The following is a 25,370-nucleotide window of genomic DNA, read 5'->3' as shown; positions in this document are numbered from 1 at the left end:
CGGGGGTTTACCCCATAGGCCCCCTCAACACCGCCCGTTTCCCGTGCCGTTCGCCCTGTTGAGGAACCAGGCCAGCACAGCCACGCCCACGGGTGCGGCGAGGAGGTAGCCGACGAGGAGGCCGACGTCCGGGCCGGTCAGCGTCGGGAAGGCCCAGTTCGCCGCCGCGTCCAAGAGCAGGGCGACCGTTGCCGGCGCGAGGAGGGCGGCGACGACGGCAAGGCGACGCGGCGGCCCCGCCCGGTACGACTCGACCGCGGGACCGAACGCGCACATGGTCGTCACGAGGGCGACGAGACCGGGGTCGGGCAGCCACCCGAACGGCCACGCCAACAGGGTGAGGATCCCGGCGAAGGCGAGGCCGACGAGTTCCAGCATGACGGTGGAGACCACCAGGTCCCACGGACGGCCCCGGACCGAGCCGTTCCCGCTGTCCTCCTCATCGGCCACATCGGCAGAGTAGCCACCGGCAGGGCGAATGGTGCCTGTCACGGCACCAGGACTCCGCCGAGCCCGGTACGACCGACGCCCCGCACCGGACAGGTGCGGGGCGTCGGTCGTACCGAGCAGGGTGGTTACTTCACCGGCTCCGGCTCCGGCTCGTTCTCCGTCTCCGCCTCGCCCGCCGGGTCGACCGGGGTCTTCACGGAGTCGAGGAGGAGCTGGGCGACGTCCACGACCTGGATGGACTCCTTGGCCTTGCCATCGTTCTTCTTGCCGTTGACCGAGTCGGTCAGCATGACGAGGCAGAACGGGCAAGCCGTCGAGACGATGTCCGGGTTGAGGGAGAGGGCCTCGTCGACGCGCTCGTTGTTGATGCGCTTGCCGATCCGCTCCTCCATCCACATCCGGGCGCCGCCGGCGCCGCAGCAGAAGCCGCGCTCCTTGTGGCGGTGCATCTCCTCGTTGCGCAGGCCCGGGACGCTGGCGATGATCTCGCGCGGGGGCGTGTAGATCTTGTTGTGGCGGCCCAGGTAGCAGGGGTCGTGGTAGGTGATGATGCCCTCGACCGGGGTGACCGGGATCAGCTTGCCCTCGTCCACCAGGTGCTGGAGCAGCTGGGTGTGGTGGATGACCTCGTAGTCGCCGCCGAGCTGCGGGTACTCGTTGCCGAGCGTGTTCAGGCAGTGCGGGCAGGTGGCGACGATCTTCTTCGCCGACTTCGGCTTCGCGGACTCCGGTGTGACCTTGCCGTCGTCGTCCAGCTCCTCGCCGAACGCCGTGTTCAGGGCCATCACGTTCTCCATGCCGAGCTCCTGGAACAGGGGCTCGTTGCCGAGGCGGCGGGCGGAGTCGCCGGTGCACTTCTCGTCGCCGCCCATGATCGCGAACTTGACGCCCGCGATGTGGAGGAGTTCGGCGAAGGCCTTCGTGGTCTTCTTGGCGCGGTCCTCCAGGGCGCCGGCGCAGCCGACCCAGTACAGGTACTCGACCTCGGAGAGGTCCTCGATGTCCTTGCCGACGACCGGGATCTCGAAGTCGACCTCCTTGAGCCACTCCAGGCGCTGCTTCTTCGCCAGGCCCCAGGGGTTGCCCTTCTTCTCCAGGTTCTTGAGCATCGTGCCCGCCTCGGAGGGGAAGGCCGATTCGATCATGACCTGGTAGCGGCGCATGTCGACGATGTGGTCGACGTGCTCGATGTCCACCGGGCACTGCTCGACGCACGCGCCGCAGGTCGTGCAGGACCACAGCACGTCCGGGTCGATGACGCCGTTCTCTTCCGCGGTGCCGATGAGCGGGCGCTCGGCCTCCGCCAGGGCGGTGGCGGGGACGTCCTTCAGCTGCTCCTCGGACGCCTTCTCCTCGCCCTCCATGGTCTTGCCGCCACCCGCGAGCAGGTACGGCGCCTTGGCGTGGGCGTGGTCCCTCAGGGACATGATCAGGAGCTTGGGGGAGAGGGGCTTGCCGGTGTTCCAGGCGGGGCACTGCGACTGGCAGCGGCCGCACTCGGTGCAGGTGGAGAAGTCGAGCAGGCCCTTCCAGGAGAACTGCTCGACCTGCGAGACGCCGAAGACGTCGTCGTCGCCCGGGTCCTCGAAGTTGATCGGCCTGCCGCCGCTCGTCATCGGCTGGAGGCCGCCCAGGGCCGTCTCACCGGTCGCGTTGCGCTTGAACCAGATGTTCGGGAACGCCAGGAAGCGGTGCCAGGCCACGCCCATGTTGGTGTTGAGCGAGACCGTGATCATCCAGATCATGGTCGTGCCCAGCTTGATCATGGCGAACAGGTAGGTGAGGTTCTGGAGCGTGGAGACGCTCAGCCCCTTCAGCGCCAGGATCACCGGGTAGGAGGCGAAGTAGCCGGCCTCGTAGTGGTCCACGTGGTGCAGGGCGCCCTCGAGGCCACGCAGCATGTAGATGGCGAGGCCGATGATGAGGATGACGTACTCGACGAAGTACGCCTGGCCCATCTTCGAGCCCGCGAAGCGCGACTTGCGGCCCGGCCGCGACGGCAGGTTCAGCAGTCGGATGACGATCAGCGTCGCGATGCCGAGCGTGGTCATCACGCCGATGAACTCGATGTACATCTCGTACGGCACGAAGTCGCCGAGCACCGGCAGCGACCAGTCGGCCTGGAAGAGCTGGCCGTAGGCGTTGATGATCGTGGGCGGCAGCGTCAGGAAGCCGATGGCCACGAACCAGTGGGCGAAGCCGATGATCCCCCAGCGGTTCATCCGGGTGTGGCCGAGGAACTCCCGGACCAGGGTCACGCTGCGCTGGTACGGGTTGTCGGTCCGGCTGCCGGCGGGGACGGGCTGGCCCAGCTTGAAGTACCGGACGAACTGGCCGATGGCACGGGCGAGCAGGGCAACGCCGACCACGGTCAGGACCAGCGACACGATGATCGCGGCGAGTTGCATTGGGGGCTCCTGAGGCGGCCTCGAATTAACTGAGCAACATTACTAAGCGGTAACTTATGCAGTCCGTCTGAGACTACCCCCATCTTCCGTCGGGATGCAGCCGGGTGCGGGGTGATCTGGATCGCTGAGGCGTGCCTGAGTGCAGGTTAGGGGTGGGGCAGGAGGGGATCCAGCACGAGGTGGCGGACCGGGTGGGTGAGGGCGTTCTTGCGGTCCCTCAGGGCGCTCGCGGCGAGCGCGGCCGCGCCCGAGTAGGTCACGACCGCGGCGGCGGCACAGGTCGCGACCGGATTGCCCCAGACCCGCTCGACGGCGTGGAAGGCGTAGTAGGAGACGGTGAACAGCGCGGCCACGGCGGTGAACAGCGTGGCCCCGACGACGAACACGCGGTCGCTCCGCCCCCTGTACCGGGCGAAGGTGACGACTGCCGCCCACCCGGCGACGATGACGGCCGTCGCCACCCAGCCCAGCCATGCCGGTCCCCAGGGCTGGCCGCCCGCCGTGGGGGGCAGTGCCCGCCACCCGGCGAGGCCGCTGATCGCGAGCCAGAGCAGCAGCGTGAGGCCGGTGGACCAGTGCCGGAGGAAGCCGTACCCGGGTGTCCCGGGGTCGGCCTGGGCGGTGACCCACGTCTGCGGGTCGGCGTACCAGCCCTGGGTGAGCAGTGCGACGGCGGCGCGGAGACGGAGGGCGGGAGGCAGGCGGTCGAGCAGCGCCCGCCGCCGGGCCGGCAGCCCGGCCTGCCCGAGCACGGCGAGACAGACGTCCAGCGTGCGGCTCCGTGCCTGGTCGGCGTCGATCGGCGGGGACCCGTCGTCGTCGAGGAGCGACTCCATCTGGTGGCCGAAGGCGCGCACGTCGATCAGGTACTCGCCCGCCCTCTCCTGCCTGAGGGCGCCGCTGGACGTGCTCAGATCTGTCACGGCGGCGGCCAGGCCGGTCGGGATCCGCACGGTCAGCTCCAGCTCTTGCCGGGGGCCGTGCTCGTGGAGGAGGGCCACCGCCGCGACGATCCGGGGATCGGGATCAGGCAGGTCGGAGCGCCGCAGCTCGTCCTCCTCGCTGTCGCGCAGGACCTGCCCGATCCTTCCGGCGATCTCCGCCCGAGCGTCGTGGTACCCCTCGGTGAAGGGCCGCCAGACCCAGGTGGGGACGGTGCCCCGGTCCGTCGGCGCGGTCCGCAGTTCGGCCGCGATCTCCGGCACCGTCAGGAGTTCCCCGAGGTAGAAGTACCGGTCGACGGAGGCCCTCGAGGGCACCTCCCACATCAGCCTGTTCAACGCCAGCGCGGCCTTCGGCGTACGGATCGCCCACAGCATCCGGTACGCCTCCGGCCGCACCGGAGCCATCTCCTCGAACGCCGGCACCGCCAGGTCCCCCATCTGCCCCAGCGCCGCCCATGCCGGGCCGTTCGGTGACACGGCCAGCTCCGCCAGGGCCTCCACCGCCTGCGGCAGATGCGTCGCCGCCAGGGCCCGGGTGGCCGCGCGGGTGCGACGGGAGTCGTGGGACGTCGCCGCGATCTCCCGCAGGAATTCGAAAACCCTCTCTCCCCGCGTCCGCCGGTCCCCCGCCACCAGCCCGAACGCCGCGATCTCCGTGTCCCCGGCGTGCGCCAGCCGTCGGCGGAAGCCGTCCAGGATGGACTCCGCCAGGTCGTCGTCGACGGTGTGCGCGTCCGCCAGGCACTGGAAGGCGAGCACGGCGTCGTGATCGCGGACGGCCCGGACGACCTCCGTGCAGTCCCGCGCCTCCGCCCCGCACCACAGTCGTACCGCCTCGCGCCAGGCGGGCGGGTCCGCGCGGTAGCGGTCCAGCAGGCCCCCGGGGTCGGCCGCCAGGAATTCCGCCGCCAGGTACTCCTGAAGAGTGAGGTGGGCGAACTGGTACCGCTCGCCGTTGTCCACGGCCAGCAGCAGTCCGCTGCGCTCGACGATCTCCGTCAGGACCTCCTCGGCCTGGGAGGTGTCCCTGCCGTGCTGTTCCAGCACCGCCCCGATCCGGCCGAGCACCGTCTCCGCGGGCATCGCCAGCCGGTCGTGCGCCTGGGACGGCACGTCCTGGGCGACCAGTGCGAGATGACGCAGCACGGCCTTCTTCAGCGGATACGGGAAGACGGACCGGCGCCGGCGGTCGATCAGCAGGTTGTCGGTGACCTGCTTGTAGAAGTCGGCCCGGGTGTGCGGGAGGACCTGGTCGGTGCCGGCGTACACGAAGTCGTAGAGGTAGGCGATCATCGTCAGCAGGAGCGGGTTGCGGGCCAGCGACATGATCTGCGGGGTGTCCCGCAGGGCACCGAGGAGCTGGTCCACGCTGCTGGTCGCCTCCGCCGTGCCCGCCTGCCAGGGCCAGCCGCCCAGGAAGCGGCGGATGAGGTGCTCGTCGAAGTCCTTCACGCGCAGGGTCTGGTGGAACTCGGCGAACTGCCCCTCGTAGACCGCCACCCGGCAGGTGACCACGATCCGGCACTCGGGGTACGTCTCCGCGAAGTCCTTGATCATCCCGACCACCCGCTCGCGCAGGTCGGTCGACACCTCGTCCAGGCCGTCGAAGTAGAGGGCGAGATCGCCCCGGGCCAGCGCGCTCGCCACCCACTTGTCCGCGCGGGGGAAGCCGTGGCGCTTGAAGTGGTCGCTCAGGTGGCCTTCCAGGCCGCTTCCCTCGCCCTTGTTCAGCCGGTGGAGCTCGAAGAGGACCGGGATGTCCTTCAGGTCGCCGAGATCGACCCGGCGGCGTCCCGCGCGGATCCGGCGTTTCGCCCACATCAGCGTCTCGTGGCGCAGCAGCATGGTCTTGCCGGCGCCGGGGACGCCCAGCACGACCGTACGCCTCTTCCGCCGCAGCGCGGCCTCCAGCCGGTCGACCGAGCCGTTGCCGTGGCCGTTGCCGCCGCGCAGCGGTACGTACACCGACTCCATGGGCAGCCTGAACGACTCGTCGACCTGGAACGAGACGGGAAACTCCTTGTGGCGGCGGTAGAGCTCACGCGTGTACTTCGCGAGCGCGGCGCGGCGCAGCAGCCGGCTCCCCGCGAACTGGCCGTACAGGAACTCGAGCAGCACTTTGAGCTTGCCGCCGAGCCAGTCCTTCAGGGCGAGGACGGCGACGCCGAGCAGGAAGCCGCCCGCGCCCACCGCCCAGACTTCGAGCCTGTCCCCCACCGAGTCGCCCCCCGAGCCCCTTCGACCCCCAGTGCTCCAGATTCCCACAGGGGACGGCCCGCGGGTCCTTCCTGCGGTGGAGCTGCCCACTCGCCAGGCAATCGGATCGTGTTATTCATCCAAAATTGCTACTTTCATGCCTAATTTATTGCCGTGCTCTACGGGATCCTCGCCGCCACCGCCGCCCTCCTCCTGACCGCCGTGCTCGCGGCGCTGCTGAGGGGGCCGGTCCTGCGGGCCGGGATCGTCGACCGGCGGCGGCAGCGGCCCATGCCGCTGTTCGGGGGACTGGCCGTGGTGGCCGTCACCTGCCTGGTCGCCGGCACGGGGCAGTGGACGCGGGTCGCGCCGCTGGGGGACGGGGTGGGGGACCTGCTGGTCGCCGGGGCCGGGGTCGCCGCGCTCGGGCTGGTCGCGGATGTGTGGCGGCTGCGGGCGCGGGTACTGGTCGCCGGTGCGGCGGTGGCGGCCGCCTGTGTCGTGCCGTACGAGGAGACGGGGCTGCTCGCCGGGCTGCTGGCGGTGCTCTGGATCGTCTTCGTCACGCTCGCCTTCCGGGCGCTGGACCATGCCGACGGGCTCGCGGGAACGGTCGGCGTGGTCACGGCGTTCGGGGCGGGGGCGTGCGCGGCGGCCGAGGTGATGGACGGGCTGGCGGTGCTGCTGAGCGTGCTGGCCGCCGCCCTCACCGGGTTCCTCATGCACAACTGGCCGCCCGCGCGGATCGGGCTCGGGGCCTGCGGGTCGCTGTTCACCGGGTTCCTGCTCGCCTCCGCCGCGGTGTTCGCGCGCGCGGGGTACCCGCTCGGGTCCAGCGTGCGGGTGCTGTTCCCGCTCACCGCCGTCGCCACCGCGGACGTGGTCCTCGTGGTCCTCTCCCGGCTCATGGCCCGGCGGCCGCTGCTGCGCGGCGGGCCGGACCATCTCGCGCACCGGCTGCGGCGGCTCGGGCTCACCCCGCCGGGGGTCACCGTGCTGCTGGGTGCCGGGGCCTTCGCGGCGGTGGCCGTCGGGGTGCTCGTGCACAGCGGCTGGGCGGGGGAGCCGGCCGTGCTGTGGGTGGTCGGCGGGGCGTCCGTGGTCGTGCTCGGGCTGCTTCGGGTACCCGCCTACGGGCGCCGCCGGACGGCCGCGCAGACATCCACGCAGTCGTCCACGCAGACATCCATGCGGACGGGTACGCAGACGGGCATGCGGGCGCCCGCGCAGACGTCCATGCGGGTGTCCACACAAACGTCCAGGCACACGTCCACGCGGACATCCGCGCAGGTCACCGGCACATTGCGTGTAAGGAACGGATAAGACTTGAGCCTGCTCGACTCAGGTCTGTTGACCGGGCGGCCCCCCTCATGCACACTTGAGCCTGTTCCACTCAAGTCAGCTGGAGGAATTCACCATGGCACGTGCGGTCGGCATCGACCTGGGCACGACTAACTCCGTCGTCAGCGTTCTCGAAGGCGGCGAGCCCACCGTCATCACCAACGCAGAGGGCGCCAGGACCACGCCGTCCGTCGTCGCCTTCGCCAAGAACGGCGAGGTGCTCGTCGGCGAGGTCGCCAAGCGTCAGGCGGTCACCAACGTGGACCGGACCATCCGGTCCGTCAAGCGTCACATGGGCACCGACTGGAAGATGGAGCTGGACGGGAAGCCCTTCAACCCGCAGCAGATCTCCGCCTTCATCCTCCAGAAGCTGAAGCGCGACGCCGAGTCCTACCTGGGCGAGAAGGTGACCGACGCGGTCATCACCGTCCCGGCGTACTTCAACGACTCCGAGCGCCAGGCGACGAAGGAGGCCGGCGAGATCGCCGGTCTGAACGTCCTGCGCATCGTCAACGAGCCGACCGCGGCCGCGCTCGCCTACGGCCTCGACAAGGACGACCAGACGATCCTCGTCTTCGACCTCGGTGGCGGCACCTTCGACGTGTCCCTGCTGGAGATCGGCGACGGCGTCGTCGAGGTGAAGGCCACCAACGGTGACAACCACCTCGGCGGTGACGACTGGGACCAGCGCGTCGTCGACTACCTGGTGCAGCAGTTCAAGTCCGGTCACGGCGTGGACCTGGCCAAGGACAAGATGGCCCTCCAGCGCCTCCGCGAGGCCGCCGAGAAGGCCAAGATCGAGCTGTCCTCGTCCAGCGAGACCTCGATCAACCTGCCCTACATCACCGCGTCCGCCGAGGGCCCGCTGCACCTGGACGAGAAGCTCACCCGGGCTCAGTTCCAGCAGCTGACGGCCGACCTGCTGGAGCGCTGCAAGACGCCGTTCCACAACGTCATCAAGGACGCCGGCATCGCCCTCGGCGAGATCGACCACGTCGTCCTCGTCGGCGGCTCCACCCGTATGCCCGCCGTGGCCGAGCTCGTCAAGGAGCTCACCGGCGGCAAGGAGGCCAACAAGGGCGTCAACCCGGACGAGGTCGTCGCCATCGGCGCCTCGCTCCAGGCCGGTGTCCTCAAGGGCGAGGTCAAGGACGTCCTGCTCCTCGACGTCACCCCGCTGTCCCTCGGTATCGAGACCAAGGGCGGCATCATGACCAAGCTCATCGAGCGCAACACGACCATCCCGACCAAGCGGTCGGAGATCTTCACGACGGCCGAGGACAACCAGCCGTCCGTGCAGATCCAGGTCTACCAGGGCGAGCGCGAGATCGCGGCCTACAACAAGAAGCTCGGCATGTTCGAGCTGACCGGTCTGCCGCCGGCGCCGCGTGGCGTCCCGCAGATCGAGGTCTCCTTCGACATCGACGCCAACGGCATCATGCACGTCACGGCGAAGGACCTCGGCACCGGCAAGGAGCAGAAGATGACCGTCACCGGCGGCTCCTCGCTGCCGAAGGACGAGGTCGACCGCATGCGCCAGGAGGCCGAGAAGTACGCGGAGGAGGACCACGCCCGCCGCGAGGCCGCCGAGAGCCGCAACCAGGGCGAGCAGCTCGTCTACCAGACCGAGAAGTTCCTCAAGGACAACGAGGACAAGGTCCCGGGCGAGATCAAGACCGAGGTCGAGGCCGCGATCGGCGAGCTGAAGGAAGCCCTCAAGGGCGAGGACACCGCCGAGATCCGCACCGCCACGGAGAAGGTCGCGGCGGTCTCCCAGAAGCTCGGCCAGGCCATGTACGCCGACGCCCAGGCTTCGCAGGCCGCCGGTGGCGAGTCCGCCGGAGCCGGTGAGGCCAAGGCCGACGACGACGTCGTCGACGCGGAGATCGTCGACGACGAGCGCAAGGACGGTGCCGCGTGACGGAGGAGACCCCGGGCTTCGACGAGAAGCCCGACGTCCCCTCCGGCGCCACCCCTGACGACGCCGAGCCGAAGGCCGCCTCCTCCCCCAAGGAGCAGGCGGCCCCGGCCGGGGACGCGAACCAGACAGCGGGCCTGGTGGCCCAGCTGGACCAGGTGCGCACCGCGCTCGGTGAGCGCACCGCGGACCTCCAGCGACTCCAGGCCGAGTACCAGAACTACCGCCGCCGCGTGGAGCGCGACCGGATCACGGTCAAGGAGATCGCCATCGCGAACCTCCTGACCGAGCTCCTGCCCGTGCTGGACGACATCGGCCGCGCGCGGGAACACGGCGAACTGGTCGGCGGCTTCAAGTCGGTGGCCGAGTCGCTGGAGACCGTCGCGGCCAAGATGGGCCTCCAGCAGTTCGGCAAGGAGGGCGAGCCCTTCGACCCGACGATCCACGAGGCCCTGATGCACAGCTACGCGCCGGACGTCACCGAGACGACGTGCGTGGCGATTCTCCAGCCCGGGTATCGCATCGGCGAGCGCACCATCCGCCCCGCGCGGGTGGCCGTGGCCGAGCCGCAGCCCGGCGCGCAGACGGTCAAGGCCGAGGGGTCCGAGGAGACCACCGGGGCCGACGCCGCCGACGACAAGGAGAGCGGTGGCCCGGAGGAGGGCTGACGTCGACACGAACCAAGCAGGGAAGGAGGGGCGTCGGGGATGAGCACCAAGGACTTCATCGAGAAGGACTACTACAAGGTCCTCGGCGTCCCCAAGGACGCCACCGAGGCCGAGATCAAGAAGGCGTACCGGAAGCTCGCCCGCGAGTTCCACCCGGACGCCAACAAGGGCAACGCCAAGGCCGAGGAACGCTTCAAGGAGATCTCCGAGGCGAACGACATCCTCGGTGACCCGAAGAAGCGCAAGGAGTACGACGAGGCACGCACCCTCTTCGGCAACGGAGCCCTCTTTGACAGGCAGGGTCGTCCGGGGCCGGGTGCGGGCGGAGGATCGTTCAACTTCGACCTGGGCGACCTCTTCGGAGGCGGCGGCGCAGGCGCTCCCCAGGGCGGGAGCGGCGGCTTCGGCGGCGGAATCGGTGACGTCTTCGGGGGCCTGTTCAACCGGGGCGGCGGTGCGGGCACCACGCGCACCCAGCCCCGGCGCGGCCAGGACATCGAGTCCGAGGTCACGCTGAGCTTCACGGAGGCCATCGAGGGGGCCACGGTCCCCCTCAGGATGTCCTCGCAGGCACCGTGCAAGGCCTGTTCGGGCACCGGCGACAAGAACGGCACGCCACGCGTGTGCCCGACCTGCGTCGGCACCGGCCAGGTGGCCCGGGGCTCCGGGGGAGGGTTCTCCCTCACCGACCCCTGCCCCGACTGCAAGGGCCGCGGCCTGATGGCCGAGCACCCCTGCCTGGAGTGCAAGGGCAGCGGCCGGGCCAAGTCGTCCCGCACCATGCAGGTCCGCATCCCGGCCGGCGTGACCGACGGGCAGCGCATCCGGCTGCGCGGCAAGGGCGCGCCCGGCGAGCGGGGCGGACCGGCGGGCGACCTGTACGTGGTCGTGCACGTCGGCGAGCACCCGGTGTTCGGCCGCAGGGGCGACAACCTCACGGTGACCGTCCCGGTGACGTTCGCCGAGGCGGCCCTCGGCGGCGAGGTCCGGGTCCCGACCCTCGGCGGCCCCGCCGTCACGCTGAAGCTGCCGCCCGGCACGCCCAACGGCCGCACCATGCGGGCGCGGGGCAAGGGCGCGGTCCGCAAGGACGGCACCCGCGGCGACCTGTTGGTCACCGTCGAGGTGAGTGTGCCCAAGGACGTGACGGGGAAGGCTCGTGACGCGCTCGAGGCGTATCGCGAGGCGACCGCGGGCGAGGACCCGCGCGCGGAGCTGTTCGAGGCTGCGAAGGGAGCTTGAGTGGGATGGACGGCCGTCGACGCAGTGACAATTTCCGTGGGCCGTATGAACTGACCGAGGAAACCCCGGTCTACGTCATCTCGGTGGCGGCCCAGCTCTCCGGCCTGCACCCGCAGACGCTGCGCCAGTACGACCGCCTGGGCCTGGTCTCGCCCGACCGCACTCCCGGCCGGGGCCGCCGCTACTCGGCCCGCGACATCGAACTGCTGCGCACCGTCCAGCAGTTGTCGCAGGACGAGGGCATCAACCTGGCCGGCATCAAGCGCATCATCGAACTGGAGAACCAGGTCGCCGCCCTCCAGTCCCGCGTAGCGGAACTGCAAGCGGCCCTGGACGGCGCCGCGGCCACGATGCGCCAGCGCGAGGCCGCCGTGCACGCCTCCTACCGGCGGGACCTGGTCCCGTACCAGGAGGTCCAGCAGACCAGCGCCCTGGTGGTGTGGCGGCCGAAGCGGCAGCAGCAGAGCGACTGAACCACCCATGCGTGACAGAGGGCCCGGAGGCGACTCCGGGCCCTTTCCCGTGCGGGCCGTCGGCGGGCCGTCAGCGCGGGCCGTCCGCGGGCCCTCGGCGGGCCGCTAGCGGGCCACCATGAACTCCAGGGCGGAACTCTGCCCTCCCGTGCGCCCGTAGGCGTCCACGGCGTACACGGTGACCGTGCAGGGGCCGTTGTAGGGCGGGGTCCAGGAGATGGCGCCGGTCGTGGACCGCTGGACGCCGCTGTCGCCGCAGGCGCCCTCGATCTCCCAGGAGTAGCCCTTCAGCACCCGCTGCTCGTCACCCGCGCCGGGCACGGCCGTGACCCGGATGGGGAACCGCGTGCCGCCCGCGGACTCCAGGGTCAGCTTCGGCGCGGCGGGCCCGGTCGCGGTGGCCGGTGAGAGCCGGTCGACGGCGGCCTGGCCGGAGGGCACGGACTCGGCGCCCGCGCCGTCGACGGCGGCGACGTAGTAGTAGGCCTTCCCCTTCGGCGCGGACGTGTCCTCGTACGAGGCCGACGAGGTGCCGCCCAGCAGGGACCAGGCCTCGGACTCGTGGGTGCGGCGGTAGACGCGGTACCCGGTGACGTCGGCGCCGCCGGCGGTCCACGTCAGGGTGGTGGCGGCGTCGGCGGGCGTGCCCTTCAGGGCGGCCGGGGCGGGCACGCCGGACGCGGCGGGGCGGGTCGCGTTCGCCGGGGCGGAGACCGGGGAGACGTTGCCGGCGGCGTCCACCGCGTGCACGGTGTACGCGTACGGCGCGCCGACCTCGGCGTGGGCGTCGGTGTACGACGTGCCCGCCAGGAACTCGGGGCCGTCCGGGTCCGGTTCCCCCTTCCGCGAGCTCCACAGCTCGTAGTGGTCGACGTCCCGTGACGAGGACGGCCGCCAGGTGACGGAGACGCCCGCGGTGGTGCCGGTGGCGGACACCCCGGTGACCTGTGCGGGAGCGGTGCGGTCGGCGGTGGTGACCGCCTGGTCGGCGGAGCCCGACGAGGTGTTGCCGGCCTTGTCGAGGGCGCGGACCTCGTAGTAGTAGGTCTCGCCGGTCGCCGGGACGGTGCTGTCGGTGTACGAGCCGGCGGTGGTCGTGGCGAGTGGGGCGGAGCCGAACGAGGTGCCCTTCAGGCGCCGGTGGACCTGGTAGCCCGCGAGGTCCAGCTCCTTGTTCTTCGACCAGGTCAGCTTGGCCCTGCCGGTCGCCGGGTCGTAGGAGACGGAGGTCCCCGCCGGCGCCAGCGGCTCGACCTTGTCGACGTCGGCGGTGGTGCGGGGCAGGTAGCCGAAGGAGACGAGGGCCTTGCCGGTCCAATTGACGAAGTCGACGCGCAGGGTGTGCTTCCCGGCGGGGACGGTGACGTCGACGGTCTTCTTCCGGGTCGTGGAGACGTTCTTCCAGAGGTCGACCTCGCGGGTGCCGTCCAGGTAGACGCGGATGCCGTCCTGGGCGGCGACGGGCAGCGCGAAGGGGCCGCCGGAGCCGAAGTCCCGTGTGACGCTCCAGCGGACGCCGAAGTTGTCCTTCGGCAGGCCGGAGGCGGGGGCGCCGGTGCCCCAGTCCTGGTCGATCGCGCTGTCGCAGTCGGTCTTCTTCGGAGTGCCCGAGAACGTGGTGTTGGCGAAGAACTGCCGGGTGTAGACCGGTGACGCACAGCCGGCGGCGGCAGCGGGTGCGGCGCCGGCGCCGAGCAGGCCCCCGGCGGTGGCGAGCACGACGGCTGTCGCGGCGACGGCTGTCGTGCGTCTGGCTGGCTTCATTCGATCCTCTGCTCGGTCGGTACGACGACCCGGCAGGCGTCCGGGTCGTCGACGATCACGACTCGGGAGGAATGGAGTTGGTTGTACTGATCTTTGCCCGCACATGAACTCCCGTTGGGTGGAGGGTCCGTAAAGGGTGTTTGAAGGCGATTCCGCTGACCCTTCACAGATGCAGCGGAGCGTGGCGTTGCGCACTCGTTAAGTGATTCCGCTTGACGCCGGTGGTGGCCTCCGCGTTGTCTTTTCAGACATCTGGGTGGCATAGGAGCCGCCACGTCCCGAACGCACCTGAAGTGAGCCCTCGAATGCGTCGTATCGCCATATCCGTGGCCGCCACCACGATGACCCTCTCGCTCGCCGGCTGCGGCATGCTGAACGCGACAGGGGGCTCGAGCGACGCAAGCCCGAAGAAGGGCAACGACATCACCGTCGGCGTGCTGATGCCGGAGAAGACGAACACGCGGTACGCGGACTTCGACTACCCCATCATCAGGGACAAGGTCGCCGATCTCACCAAGAAGCAGGGCAAGACGGAGTACCAGAACGCGGGTGCCGACGCGAAGGTGCAGACCACCCAGATGGAGAAGATGATCGACGACAAGGTCGACGTCATCATCCTCGACGCCGTCGACTCGCACGCCATCGCGCCCACCGTGAAGAAGGCCAAGGACGCGGGCATCCCGGTCATCGCCTACGACCGGCTGGCCGAGGGCCCGATCGACGCGTACGCCTCCTTCGACAACGAGCTCGTCGGCGAGGTGCAGGCCCGCACCCTGCTCGAGGCGCTGGGCTCGGGCGCCGACACCTCCGACAAGGTCGTCATGATCAACGGCTCGCCCACCGACCCGAACGCCAAGCAGTTCAAGCAGGGCGCGCTCTCCGAGCTCAACGGCAAGGTGACCATCGCCGCGAGCTACGACACCGACAAGTGGGACCCGGCCATCGCCCAGGCCGAGATGACCAAGGCGATCAACTCGATCGGCAAGGACAACATCGCCGCCGTCTACTCCGCCAACGACGCCATGGCCGGGGGCATCGTCAAGGCGTTCACCAACGCGGGCGTCACCACCGTGCCGCCCGTCACCGGTCAGGACGCGGAGCTGACGGCGGTGCAGCGGGTCGTCTCCGGCGAGCAGTACATGAGCGTCTACAAGCCCTACCCGGACCTGGCCGAGGCCGCCGCCGAGATGGCCGTCGCCCGGGTCCAGGGCCGGGACATCCAGTTCGACGCCCTCACCCGCGACAAGGTCGACAGCCCCAGCAACAAGGACATTCCCGCCCAGCTGGTCACGGTGAACGCCCTGACGCGGAAGACCATCAAGAGCACCGTCCTCGCGGACGGCATCTACAAGGTGGGCGACATCTGCACGGCCAAGTACAAGTCGGCCTGTGCGTCCATCGGCCTGAAGTAGCCCACCTCCCCGGTCAACGCGACACGGTGCAAGGCGTTCACCCGCGCGGGTGGGCGCCTTGCCGCGTTCGGTCCGCGGGCGCGCCGGCCCGGGGCGCGGTGACGGCGTTCGAGCCACCGCCATCAGCTTGTTGCGACGCGACAGGCTGAGCCCGGGGGATAGCGGGTCATTCCGGTGGTTTACGACGGTCGTGGCCCGGAGAGCCGTGTTGCGGACCCGGTCGGGGCCGCGCATAGTTGCGCTGCGGATGTGGCAGCAAACCGGGGGTGGAATGGGCGATGGCCGGGCACGGGACGGAGGAGCATCCCCACGGTGCCGACCGACTGTGCGAGGCCGGGGATCGCGTGTATTCCCGGGCCGTACGGCGCGGCCGGGTGACGCGCGCGGACGCCGAGGCGGTGCCCTGCCTGCTGGACCTGGCGCTGCTGCACCCTGACCCCGACGACATGGACTGGCTGGTGCCGACCTCTCCGCAGGAGGTCATGACCCGGCTGCTGCGCGGGGTGTACGACGAGGTCAGGGAGAGCCAGCGGCGGGTGGGCTCGGCGGTGACCGCCTTCGAGCGCTACGCGGGCCTGGGACGGCAGTTGCAGGCCTCCGCGGCGGCCTCGGCGGAGGGCACCGCCATCCGCGTCCTGGACGGGCTGTCGCGGATCCAGGCCGCCATGGACGAGGCGACCGAGGCGTGCACCACCGAGGTGCTGACCGTGCAGCCCGGCGGCATCCGGCGGGAGGCCGAGCTCACCGAGGGCCTGCACCGGGCGCTGGCGCTGCGCGGCCGGGGCGTGCGCATGCGGGACCTGTACACGCATGTGGCCCGGCACGGGCAGGGGCTGCTGAACTACCTGGAGCTGATGGGTGACGCGGTCGAGGCCCGCACCCTGGACGAGGTCATCGACCGGCTGATCCTCTTCGACCGCACGGTGGCGTTCATCCCCGCCAACGCCGACCGCACGATGGCGCTGGAGCTGCGCCACCCCGCGCTGGTCGAATACCTCGTGACGGTTTTCGAAAGGTTGTGGAGGCTGGCGATCCCGCTGACCGCACCGCTGCCCGACACCGGCATCGAGGGCATCTCCCACCGCGAACAGTCCATCGCGGCGCTGCTCGCGGAGGGCCACCAGGACGCGGTGATCGCCGAGCGGCTCGGCATCAGCGTCCGCACCTGCCGGGCCCACATCGCCCGGCTGTCGGAGACCCTGGGAGCGGCCAGCCGCACCCAACTGGGCGTGCGCATAGCCCAGGTGGGCCTGGACGGCCCGCCCCGCACGGCGGCACCGGCCGTGCTCAGGCTCCCCGGCCAGGAATCCCCGACCGTGCGCTGAGCCGGCCGGGCCGGCCGGCGGCGCGGTGCCTCACCGGTGGTCGACCGGGCCCGGCAGTGGGCTGTTCTTGGTCAGGATGCCCGACTGGGCGACGAGGTAGCCGAGTTGGGCGCGGCTGCCGCTGCCCAGCGCCTGGGCGAGCTTGGCGATGTGGGCGCGGCAGGTCCGTACGTTCATGCCCAGGCGGCGCGCGATGGCCTCGTCGACGTGGCCCTCCACCAGGAGCTTGGCGATGGAGTGCTGGATCTCGGTGATGCCGTCGGTGTCGGTCGCGTACGGGCCGCCGGCGCTCATCGGGACGGCCCGGTCCCACAGGTACTCGAAGACCTTCATGAGATAGCGGACCAGGCCGGGGTGGCGCAGTTCCAGCGCGATCTTCTGGTCGTCGCGGGCCGGGATGAAGGCGATGGCCTCGTCGACGATGATCAGGCGCTCGACCAGTTCGTCGATGGTGCGGTACTCGAACTTGCCGTCCGAGAGCTGGGCCGCGTAGGCGAGCTTCTCCGGGTTGTAGCGCGCGGTGTGCTGATAGAGGCTACGGACCTTCACGCCGCGTTCGATCAGCTGCCGGTCCCGCTCCAGCCCGCGCAGCAGGCTGTGCTCCGAGATGCGGTCCGACGGTTGTACGGTGAGGATCTCGGACTGGGACTGGGACGTGGCGAGGTTGAGCGCCGCGTTGATCCGCTCGCCGCCCTCCAGGACGGTGATGGAGTCGCCGGACGTGCTCACCTCCGTGCCGATCGCCATGAACGGCTCGAAGACCTGGGCGAGTTCGACCGACAGCTGCCTGCGTTCGGTGATCTCGCGTTCGATCGGGTTGACCCGCCGGGCCAGGGCGACGGCCGGCGGGACCGGGCGGAACCAGGAGGGGTCGTCGGGATCCGGGTGGAGCAGGGCGAACTCCATCAGACAGGGAGCGGTCTCCGCGTCCGCGCGGGCGACGCGTCCCGAGCGCAGGGCGGTGGCGTAAAGGCGGTTGCCTTCCTCACATAGTTCGGTCACCGCATGAGGATGTGTTCCTTTCGCCTGATTTGTTGTCAAATCTCCACCCCCCAGGGTCCTGAACATGCAGGAACATGATGCACTGATTGTGTGGCCATCACGTGCCCGAATGAGCCATCGTCGTACCTGACGGGGGAAAAGGGGACCTTCAAGTGAGGATGAAGCCGACTATGCGTAACAGACTGCTTCGCTCGGTGGTCGCCGCCGCGCTCGCAGCCCTCGTTGCCTTGGGGGTGGCGAGCGGAGTCTCCGGGGCGAAGGGCGACACCCTGGCGGTCACCGAGTGGCCCACTGTCGCCGTGGACGCCGGCGCGGCAGGCGGAACCGGGAGCTGACGTGACGACTCCGCCCGACGACCGTTCCTTCCGCCGCGAGATGGCCACCGCCTATCGCTCCGGCTGGCACTTCATCGACCTGGTCACCGCCATCCCCCACAGCGGCGACTCGCTGATGGTGACCGTCTTCGGAGAGCCGGTCGTCGTCACGCGGGACGAGGACGAGGATGTGCGGGCGTATCGGTGCCTGCGGAAGCCCCGAGGGGCGCCACAGCCCGTGCGATGTGCCGTCCGATACGGAATGATCTTTGTGAACCTGGACCGACGAGACCACCGGCTGGCAGACCCGGAGATCTCGGATGTGAGGACCATCTCGGCCACCCCCCGCAGTGCCTGACGCGATTCCCCCGTCGTAAAAGATCGCTCAGGTGCTTCCCCCCGCAGCGGCGTCACCGTGACCTGAACACGGTGACGCCGCTGTCGTTTGTGGGGACATTTCTCCGTATGGGCATATTCGGCCAGGCCGTCATGGTGGCCGAAACACGCTCAACCTCGCCCCAGGGCCCGCTCCACCCGGATCTCGATCACTACGCGTGACGGGTTGGGGGACGGGGTCCGCTCGTAGCGCTCGGCGTAGCGCCGCTCCGCCTCCGCCACCCGCTCCGGTTCGCCGCGGACGTACGCGCGGCCCTCCAGCGTCGCCCACCGGCGCCCGTCCACCTGGCACACGGCGACCCGGGCGCCCTCCGGCCCCGCGGCCAGGACGTGGGCCGCCTTCGCGCTCGCCTTGTTCGTGATCACCCGAGCCAGCCGCGCCCCGGGCTCGTATGTCACTCCGACGGGTACGACATGCGGGCTGCCGTCCGGGCGCAGGGTGGTCAGCGTGCACAGATGTCGCTCACGCCAGAAGCGGAGATACGGCTCGTCCGGGGCACCCGGATCCACTGAGTACGTGCTCATGGGACCGGAAGCTAGCCCGGAACGGCTCCAGGCTCCACCTCGGGCGGACCGCCGGACCGCCCGGACCGCCTTGAGGAAAGGATTGAGTGGAATAGACTCAACTTTGTGTACATTGGCTAAGTCAGCAGTGGGAGACGCAGCAGTGGGAGACCCGGCCGACGGGCCGGCGCCGAGGAGGAGAACGGACACGTGGACGCCGAGCTGACCAACAGGAGCCGGGAAGCGATCAACGCGGCCGGCAACCGAGCCGTGACCGAGGGGCACCCGGACCTCACCCCTGCCCATCTGCTGCTGGCTCTGCTCCAGGGGCAGGAGAACGAGAACATCACCGACCTGCTCGCCGCCGTCGACGCCGACCAGGCCGCCGTGCGCTCCGGCGCCGAGCGCGTCCTCTCCGGGCTGCCCAGCGTGACCGGGTCCACCGTCGCGCCCCCGCAGCCCAACCGTGAGCTGCTCGCCGTCATCGCGGACGCGACCGAGCGCGCCAAGGACCTCGGCGACGAGTACCTTTCCACCGAGCACCTGCTCATCGGCATCGCCGCGAAGGGCGGCGCGGCCGGCGAGGTGCTGGAGCGGCAGGGCGCGACCGCGAAGAAGCTCCAGGAGGCCTTCCAGAAGGCGAGGGGAGGGCGCCGCGTGACCACCGCGGACCCCGAGGGCCAGTACAAGGCCCTGGAGAAGTTCGGCACCGACTTCACGGCCGCCGCGCGCGACGGCAAGCTCGACCCGGTCATCGGGCGCGACCAGGAGATCCGCCGGGTCGTGCAGGTGCTGTCGCGCCGCACCAAGAACAACCCCGTGCTCATCGGCGAGCCCGGCGTCGGCAAGACCGCCGTCGTCGAGGGCCTCGCCCAGCGGATCGTGAAGGGGGACGTGCCCGAGTCCCTCAAGGACAAGCGGCTGGTCGCGCTCGACCTGGGCGCGATGGTCGCGGGCGCCAAGTACCGCGGCGAGTTCGAGGAGCGCCTGAAGACCGTCCTGGCCGAGATCAAGGACTCCGACGGGCAGATCATCACCTTCATCGACGAGCTGCACACGGTCGTGGGCGCGGGCGCCGGCGGCGACTCCGCCATGGACGCCGGCAACATGCTCAAGCCCATGCTCGCCCGCGGTGAGCTGCGCATGGTCGGCGCGACCACCCTGGACGAGTACCGGGAGCGGATCGAGAAGGACCCCGCGCTGGAGCGGCGCTTCCAGCAGGTGATGGTCGCCGAGCCGACCGTCGAGGACACCATCGCGATCCTGCGCGGCCTCAAGGGCCGGTACGAGGCCCACCACAAGGTGCAGATCGCGGACAGCGCGCTGGTCGCCGCGGCCACCCTCTCCGACCGCTACATCACCTCCCGCTTCCTGCCCGACAAGGCCATCGACCTCGTCGACGAGGCCGCCTCCCGGCTGCGCATGGAGATCGACTCGTCCCCGGTAGAGATCGACGAACTCCAGCGGGCCGTCGACCGGCTCCGGATGGAGGAACTCGCCCTCGACAAGGAGACCGACCCGGCCTCCCGTGAACGCCTGGAGAAGCTGCGCCGCGACCTCGCCGACAAGGAGGAGGAACTGCGGGGCCTCACCGCCCGCTGGGAGAAGGAGAAGCAGTCCCTCAACCGGGTCGGCGAGCTGAAGGAACGCCTCGACGACCTGCGCGGGCAGGCCGAACGCGCCCAGCGCGACGGCGACTTCGACAGCGCCTCCAAGCTGCTGTACGGCGAGATCCCCGGCCTGGAGAAGGAGCTGGAGGCCGCCTCCGAGGCCGAGGAGGAGGCCGCCAGGGACACGATGGTCAAGGACGAGGTCGGCTCCGACGACATCGCCGACGTCGTGGGCTCCTGGACCGGCATTCCGGCCGGGCGGCTGCTGGAGGGCGAGACGCAGAAGCTGCTGCGCATGGAGGACGAGCTCGGCAAGCGGCTCATCGGCCAGACCGAGGCCGTACAGGCCGTGTCCGACGCCGTGCGCCGCAGCCGCGCCGGGATCGCCGACCCCGACCGGCCCACCGGCTCCTTCCTCTTCCTCGGCCCGACCGGCGTCGGCAAGACCGAACTGGCCAAGGCGCTCGCCGACTTCCTCTTCGACGACGAGCGGGCCATGGTCCGCATCGACATGTCCGAGTACAGCGAGAAGCACAGCGTGGCCCGGCTGGTCGGCGCGCCTCCCGGCTACGTCGGCTACGAGGAGGGCGGCCAGCTGACGGAGGCGGTGCGCCGCCGCCCGTACAGCGTGATCCTGCTCGACGAGGTCGAGAAGGCCCACCCCGAGGTCTTCGACATCCTGCTCCAGGTGCTGGACGACGGCCGCCTGACGGACGGTCAGGGCCGCACGGTCGACTTCCGCAACACCATCCTGGTCCTCACCTCCAACCTGGGCAGCCAGTACCTGGTCGACCCGGTGCTCGGCGAGGCGGAGAAGAAGGAGCAGGTGCTGGAGACGGTACGGACCTCTTTCAAGCCGGAGTTCCTCAACCGGCTGGACGACCTGGTGGTCTTCTCCGCGCTCAGCAAGGAGGAGCTGGCCCGTATCGCCCGCCTCCAGATCGACCGGCTCGCGAGGCGGCTCGCCGAGCGGCGGCTCACCCTGGAGATCACCGACGAGGCCCTGGCCTGGCTCGCCGACGAGGGCAACGACCCGGCGTACGGCGCCCGTCCGCTGCGCCGCCTCGTCCAGACCGCCATCGGCGACCGTCTCGCCAAGGAGATCCTCTCCGGCGAGGTCAAGGACGGCGACACGGTCCGCGTGGACACGTTCGGGGACGGTCTGATCGTGGGCGCGGCCACCGGCAAGACGCTGTAGCCGGCGCCCGCCCGGCCCCCGCCCGGCCGCCGTTTCCCGGCGGCCGGGTCAGGTGTCCGTGGTGTAGACGACGTACACCATCCAGCAGAACCACACCGCGAACCCCAGGCAGGCCCACCAAAGGGCCCACAGCAGCCACCGCACCTCTCTCCGCATGCGCATGCCGAAATCATCACCCACGCGGGCGTCGTTTCCCGTGCCGTGCAGTGGTTACTTGGGTACAGGCCGGATCATGTCAGCCGACGGCTGACAGGCCCCGTCGGGGCTTGCCACCCCCCTCCCCGGATGAGGGAGGATGGCGGGATCCGTACGAAGGGAAAAACACGGTGACCATCGACCCGTCCTCGATTCCGAACTTCGGGGGCCAGCCCGACCCGCAGCCCCAAGGACCGGCGGGCCCCGTCGTCCCGGATCAGGATCTCGTGAAGCAGCTCCTCGACCAGATGGAGCTCAAGTACGTCGTCGACGACGAGGGCGACCTCGCGGCGCCGTGGGAGCAGTTCCGTACGTATTTCATGTTCCGCGGAGAGGCCGAGCAGGCCGTCTTCTCGGTGCGGACCTTCTACGACCGTCCCCACAAGATCGACGAGAAGCCGCAGCTGCTGGAGTCCATCGACGACTGGAACCGGCGGACCCTGTGGCCCAAGGTGTACAGCCACACCCACGACGACGGCACCGTCCGCCTCATCGGCGAGGCGCAGATGCTGATCGGCACCGGCGTCGACCTCAACCACTTCGTCTCCTCCACGGTCAGCTGGGTGCGGGCCGCGATCGAGTTCGACAAGTGGCTGGTCGAGCAGCTCGGCCTCGAGCAGGAGGTCAACGAAGCGGAGGAGTCCGAGGACGGCGACGACGACGAGGAGTAGTCCTCCCGCCCCACGCGTGAGAGCCCGGCCAGGGCACCGGCCAGTACGGCCGCGTGCCCACGGCCGGGCTCCTGTCGTATCACCGGCGTTACACAGAGGTTGACGCCTGAATTTCCACCTCCGCCCACACCGTCTTGCCCAGGGGAAGACGAGGCGTGGACCCCCAGCGCACGGCCAGGACATCCACCAGAAGCAGTCCTCGACCGGACTCGCCGTCGGGGCACGACAGGGGCGGGGCCGCGGGCAGCCGCTTCTCGGAGGCCGCGTCCGCGACCTCCACACGCACCAGACCCGCGGGCAGGGCGACCGCGCACGACGCGTCCGACGTCGGCGGGTAGCCCCACTCCCCCATGCGCCGGACGGCCAGCCGGCGGGCGAGCTGCGCACCTCGGGGCGAAGAGGCGAACTGTTCGGTGAAGCAGGGGAGTTCGCGTGGCCCGTATCCCGGGGTGGTCGTTCCTGTGGGCACGGCTTGTCCGTCCTTGTCTGCCGAGCTGAGTCATCTCGCAACGTGCGCGAGTCATCACGTTCCGTACCCAAGAGTCGTCCGATCGCCCTACGCTCGACAGGTGACACAGCATTACTTTTCCGGCTGTAAGGAACGGAAGTGACGCTTTGGCCAACGGAATTGACCCCAGCGCGTCGATGGCGGCCCTGTTCGGCGCACGGGTACGCAGACTCCGTACGGCGGCCGGCCTGACCCAGGCCGAACTCGGCGACCGGACGCACGTGGTGAGCACCCGGATCACACAGATCGAGCGCGCGTCCGGCGCGAAGCCGACGCTGGACCTGGCGCGTGCGCTGGACGCGGCCCTCGGCGCGGACGACCTGCTGGTGGAGTTGTGGCCGTACGTGTACCGGGAGGCGTTTCCGGACTGGTCGCGGAGGTTCATGGAGTACTCGGAGCGGGCGGTGGTCATCAGGCAGTACGCGGCCCATGTGGTGCCGGGTCTGTTGCAGACGGAGGACTATGCGCGGGCGGTGCTGAGGGTCGGTCGAACGCTGGGTAGCGCAGAGCAGTTGGAGGAGCGTGTCGCCCTTCGTATGGGACGACAGGAGCGGCTCGGCGCGGCTGATCGGCCCGAACTGTGGGTGGTCCTCGACGAAGCGGTGCTCAGGCGTCCCGTTGGCGGCCAGGCAGTGATGCGCGAGCAGTTGGCGCGGCTACTCAGGACCGCGGCGGAACCTCACGTCACCGTGCAGTTACTGCCGTTCGACCAGGGCGAGCACGATGTCATGGGCGGTTCGCTCACGGTGCTCACCATGCCGGACGGCTCGGAGATCGCCTACACCGAAGGCGCACACTACGGCCAACTCATCGAGGATCCGGACGAGGTCAGGAGTTTCGCGCTGGCCTACGATCGGCTGCGGGCGGCAGCTCTGCCCCCGCTCATGTCGCTCGACATGATCCGATCCGTGATGGAGGACAACCACCGTGGAGCGAAGGTCCCATCCCGATCTGAACGGCGCCGCGTGGCGCAAGAGCAGTTACAGCAATCAGGAGGGGGGCGACTGCGTGGAGGTGGCCGACGGGTTCCCCGGCGTCGTGCCCGTCCGTGACAGCAAGGTTCCGCACGGTCCCTCGCTGAGCTTCGAATCCTGCTCATGGGAAGCCTTCATAGGAGAGTTGAAGGCCGGTCGGCACCGCCTCTGAACGGAGGGCAACAACGGTGGAGCGAAGGTGGCGCAAGAGCAGTCACAGCAATCAGGAGGGCGGCAACTGCGTGGAGGTGGCCGACGGGTTCCCCGGGATCGTGCCCGTCCGTGACAGCAAGGTCCCGCACGGGCCCGCCCTGAGCTTCGCAACCCGCTCATGGGCTGCTTTCATCGGCCAGTTGAAGGCTGATTGATACCGTCTCTGAGTCGGCCGGGGCCGGCCACGGTCCGCCTTCCGGGTCCGCCGGGCCCTTGCCCACGAGGGTCCGGCGGGCCGCTGACCTCCTGAAAGAACCGGCGAAGAACTACCCGTCCGCCCCGCCCGGGAGGCCCGCCGCACTCGTCCGAGTGGTCGGGTTGACGGATCGTGAGGTCAATACGCCCGTGACAGAACGAGGACTTCGCGGTGGACCGGCTGTAACTCGGTGCGAGATACAAATACTTCAGACCGCAAACGCACCGCGTCAGTCCAGGGGGAACACCATGAAGTACACCCGCGTCACCGCTCTCGCCGCCATCAGCCTCGCCGCCACCCTCTCGCTCACCGCCTGTAGCGGCGACGGCTCCGGGAAGGACTCGTCCTCCAAGGGCTCCTCGTCCTCGTCCTCGGCCTCGTCTTCTTCGTCCTCGGACGGTGGCTCGACGGCTAACGGTGGCTCGAAGCCGGAGGGTGGCCCGACGGCGAACGGCGGCTCGAAGGCCGACAACGCGAAGTCGGGCTCCGGTGAGAACACCGCGGCAGGGACAGCCGCGAACGGCGCGACGGGGACCAGCGCCAAGGTCACGTTCTGCAAGACGGAGGACCTGGCCATCGATGCCGCGAACGCCGCGCCCGACAAGAACACCGGCAGGATCAACATCACCATGGTCAACCGGGGTGCGACCACCTGCTCGGCGACCGGCTTCGCGGGCGTCGACATCAAGGACGCCGACCACACCTCGAACCCCATCGAGCGCGGCCACGCCCAGCCGCGTGTCACCATCCTGAAGCCCGGCGACGCCGCTGTCTTCGACCTCGCCTACGACATCGACAGCACCGGCAAGAGCCTCGCGTCCCCGACCAACATCCTGGTGACGCCGCCGAACGAGACCCACACCGTGAGCCTGGACTGGCCCAAGGGCGCGGGTGCCATCAAGGGCGCCTACACCGACGTTCAGGTCTACCCCACGCACACGACCAAGTAAGGGCCCGTGGGCCGGCGCAGTCGCCGCCCGCGACTCCTCCTCGAAAGACATCGCGAACGCGCACCGATGTGACACTGTGTGATCAGTTGATCACGTCGTGGAGGAGTGGTGCCATGTCGAACGTCCCTGCCGATCTCAAATACACCGACGAGCACGAGTGGGTGCATGCCGATGGCGACGGAACACTTGTCGTCGGCATCACCGACCACGCCCAGAACACGCTCGGGGACATCGTGTTCCTCGAGCTGCCCCAGGTGGGCAAGCGGGTCAAGGCCGGGGACGCCATCGGCGTCGTGGAGTCGGTCAAGGCCGCCTCCGACATCTACAGCCCGCTCACCGGTGAAGTCGTAGCGATCAACACCGACGCCGCCGACGCGCCCGAGGAGGTGAACAGCGACGCCTACGGCGTCTGGCTGTTCAAGATCAAGCTGGCGGCCGGTGCCTCCACCGACCACCTCCTCGACGCCGCCGCCTACGAGAAGCTGATCGGCTGACCCC

23 protein-coding genes are annotated in these 25,370 nt (G+C 69.9%); 16 read left to right on the top strand and 7 right to left on the bottom strand.

Annotated features, from left to right (window positions below):
* Positions 1 to 24 precede the first annotated feature (24 nt).
* The 3 genes from ABZ915_RS08990 to ABZ915_RS08980 form a co-directional block, all read right to left on the bottom strand.
* Positions 25 to 450 carry a hypothetical protein gene (locus tag ABZ915_RS08990; RefSeq protein ID WP_361798225.1) on the bottom strand — a complete coding sequence of 142 codons (426 nt, stop codon included), beginning with the start codon at positions 448 to 450 and terminating at the stop codon, positions 25 to 27.
* Positions 451 to 575: 125 nt separating this feature from the next.
* Entirely contained in the window at positions 576 to 2,858 is a 2,283-nt protein-coding gene (locus tag ABZ915_RS08985) for a (Fe-S)-binding protein (protein ID WP_361798222.1), read from the bottom strand.
* 146 nt (positions 2,859 to 3,004) lie between these two features.
* A complete protein-coding gene (locus ABZ915_RS08980; protein WP_361798219.1) occupies positions 3,005 to 6,019 on the bottom strand; it encodes an NACHT domain-containing protein in 3,015 nt (1,004 codons plus the stop codon).
* A 153-nt stretch (positions 6,020 to 6,172) separates the two neighbouring features.
* Here ABZ915_RS08980 and ABZ915_RS08975 point away from each other — a divergent pair, with 153 nt between their 5' ends.
* The 5 genes from ABZ915_RS08975 to ABZ915_RS08955 all read left to right on the top strand — a co-directional run bounded on the left by ABZ915_RS08975 (position 6,173) and on the right by ABZ915_RS08955 (position 11,640).
* A complete protein-coding gene (locus ABZ915_RS08975; RefSeq protein WP_361798216.1) occupies positions 6,173 to 7,321 on the top strand; it encodes an MraY family glycosyltransferase in 1,149 nt (382 codons plus the stop codon).
* A gap of 94 nt (positions 7,322 to 7,415) precedes the next feature.
* Entirely contained in the window at positions 7,416 to 9,260 is a 1,845-nt protein-coding gene (gene dnaK, locus ABZ915_RS08970; protein ID WP_361798213.1) for a molecular chaperone DnaK, read from the top strand.
* On the top strand, positions 9,257 to 9,925 hold the full coding sequence (gene grpE / locus ABZ915_RS08965) for a nucleotide exchange factor GrpE (protein WP_361798210.1): 669 nt from the start codon (positions 9,257 to 9,259) through the stop codon (positions 9,923 to 9,925). Before dnaK ends, grpE begins: the two co-directional genes overlap by 4 nt.
* Positions 9,926 to 9,964: 39 nt before the next feature.
* Positions 9,965 to 11,167: a molecular chaperone DnaJ gene (gene dnaJ / locus ABZ915_RS08960; RefSeq protein WP_361798207.1), complete on the top strand. Its 1,203-nt coding sequence runs from the start codon at positions 9,965 to 9,967 to the stop codon at positions 11,165 to 11,167.
* Positions 11,168 to 11,172: 5 nt separating this feature from the next.
* Positions 11,173 to 11,640 (top strand): helix-turn-helix domain-containing protein, encoded by a 468-nt coding sequence (locus ABZ915_RS08955; protein ID WP_361798204.1) that lies wholly within the window; start codon positions 11,173 to 11,175, stop codon positions 11,638 to 11,640.
* A gap of 105 nt (positions 11,641 to 11,745) precedes the next feature.
* Here ABZ915_RS08955 and ABZ915_RS08950 read toward each other — a convergent pair whose 3' ends face one another.
* Entirely contained in the window at positions 11,746 to 13,404 is a 1,659-nt protein-coding gene (locus tag ABZ915_RS08950) for a PA14 domain-containing protein (RefSeq protein WP_361798201.1), read from the bottom strand.
* Between the two features lie 305 nt (positions 13,405 to 13,709).
* On the opposite strand from ABZ915_RS08950, the gene ABZ915_RS08945 reads away from it, so the two are divergent.
* Positions 13,710 to 14,816, top strand: coding sequence for a substrate-binding domain-containing protein (locus ABZ915_RS08945; protein WP_361798198.1), 1,107 nt, complete (start codon positions 13,710 to 13,712; stop codon positions 14,814 to 14,816).
* Between the two features lie 278 nt (positions 14,817 to 15,094).
* Entirely contained in the window at positions 15,095 to 16,141 is a 1,047-nt protein-coding gene (locus tag ABZ915_RS08940; protein ID WP_361798195.1) for a LuxR C-terminal-related transcriptional regulator, read from the top strand.
* 30 nt (positions 16,142 to 16,171) lie between these two features.
* On the opposite strand, the gene ABZ915_RS08935 is transcribed toward ABZ915_RS08940, so the two are convergent.
* A complete protein-coding gene (locus ABZ915_RS08935; protein ID WP_361798192.1) occupies positions 16,172 to 17,209 on the bottom strand; it encodes a helix-turn-helix transcriptional regulator in 1,038 nt (345 codons plus the stop codon).
* Between the two features lie 104 nt (positions 17,210 to 17,313).
* Between ABZ915_RS08935 and ABZ915_RS08930 the strand changes: the two genes are divergently transcribed.
* A complete protein-coding gene (locus ABZ915_RS08930) occupies positions 17,314 to 17,478 on the top strand; it encodes a hypothetical protein (RefSeq protein WP_361798189.1) in 165 nt (54 codons plus the stop codon).
* Position 17,479: 1 nt separating this feature from the next.
* Positions 17,480 to 17,815: a hypothetical protein gene (locus ABZ915_RS08925; protein WP_361798186.1), complete on the top strand. Its 336-nt coding sequence runs from the start codon at positions 17,480 to 17,482 to the stop codon at positions 17,813 to 17,815.
* 149 nt (positions 17,816 to 17,964) lie between these two features.
* Here the strand turns inward: ABZ915_RS08925 and ABZ915_RS08920 are convergent, their stop codons facing one another.
* Positions 17,965 to 18,378, bottom strand: coding sequence for a TIGR03618 family F420-dependent PPOX class oxidoreductase (locus tag ABZ915_RS08920; protein ID WP_361798183.1), 414 nt, complete (start codon positions 18,376 to 18,378; stop codon positions 17,965 to 17,967).
* A gap of 189 nt (positions 18,379 to 18,567) precedes the next feature.
* On the opposite strand from ABZ915_RS08920, the gene clpB reads away from it, so the two are divergent.
* Both clpB and ABZ915_RS08910 read left to right on the top strand, forming a co-directional pair.
* Positions 18,568 to 21,165 (top strand): ATP-dependent chaperone ClpB, encoded by a 2,598-nt coding sequence (clpB, locus tag ABZ915_RS08915; RefSeq protein WP_361798180.1) that lies wholly within the window; start codon positions 18,568 to 18,570, stop codon positions 21,163 to 21,165.
* 326 nt (positions 21,166 to 21,491) lie between these two features.
* Positions 21,492 to 22,031: a YbjN domain-containing protein gene (locus ABZ915_RS08910; RefSeq protein ID WP_361798178.1), complete on the top strand. Its 540-nt coding sequence runs from the start codon at positions 21,492 to 21,494 to the stop codon at positions 22,029 to 22,031.
* Positions 22,032 to 22,119: 88 nt separating this feature from the next.
* Here ABZ915_RS08910 and ABZ915_RS08905 read toward each other — a convergent pair whose 3' ends face one another.
* Entirely contained in the window at positions 22,120 to 22,500 is a 381-nt protein-coding gene (locus ABZ915_RS08905) for an ATP-binding protein (protein WP_361798175.1), read from the bottom strand.
* Between the two features lie 176 nt (positions 22,501 to 22,676).
* Between ABZ915_RS08905 and ABZ915_RS08900 the strand changes: the two genes are divergently transcribed.
* The 5 genes from ABZ915_RS08900 (at position 22,677) to gcvH (ending at position 25,366) form a co-directional block, all read left to right on the top strand.
* The gene (locus tag ABZ915_RS08900; RefSeq protein WP_361798172.1) at positions 22,677 to 23,591 is read left to right on the top strand and encodes a helix-turn-helix transcriptional regulator; all 915 of its coding nucleotides are present in this window, start codon (positions 22,677 to 22,679) and stop codon (positions 23,589 to 23,591) included.
* Entirely contained in the window at positions 23,548 to 23,685 is a 138-nt protein-coding gene (locus ABZ915_RS08895) for a DUF397 domain-containing protein (RefSeq protein ID WP_361798169.1), read from the top strand. The genes ABZ915_RS08900 and ABZ915_RS08895 overlap by 44 nt, the downstream gene beginning before the upstream one ends.
* A 16-nt stretch (positions 23,686 to 23,701) precedes the next feature.
* Entirely contained in the window at positions 23,702 to 23,881 is a 180-nt protein-coding gene (locus ABZ915_RS08890) for a DUF397 domain-containing protein (RefSeq protein WP_361798166.1), read from the top strand.
* Positions 23,882 to 24,170: 289 nt separating this feature from the next.
* Entirely contained in the window at positions 24,171 to 24,872 is a 702-nt protein-coding gene (locus ABZ915_RS08885) for a DUF4232 domain-containing protein (RefSeq protein WP_361798163.1), read from the top strand.
* A 113-nt stretch (positions 24,873 to 24,985) separates the two neighbouring features.
* The gene (gcvH, locus tag ABZ915_RS08880) at positions 24,986 to 25,366 is read left to right on the top strand and encodes a glycine cleavage system protein GcvH (protein ID WP_361798161.1); all 381 of its coding nucleotides are present in this window, start codon (positions 24,986 to 24,988) and stop codon (positions 25,364 to 25,366) included.
* Positions 25,367 to 25,370 lie beyond the last annotated feature (4 nt).

The sequence above is a fragment of the Streptomyces sp. NPDC046915 genome (assembly GCF_040644935.1).
Classification (GTDB): Bacteria; Actinomycetota; Actinomycetes; order Streptomycetales; family Streptomycetaceae; genus Streptomyces.
The sequence above is the reverse complement of the archived record's forward strand: the minus strand, read 5'-3'. Positions and strand labels throughout refer to the sequence as shown.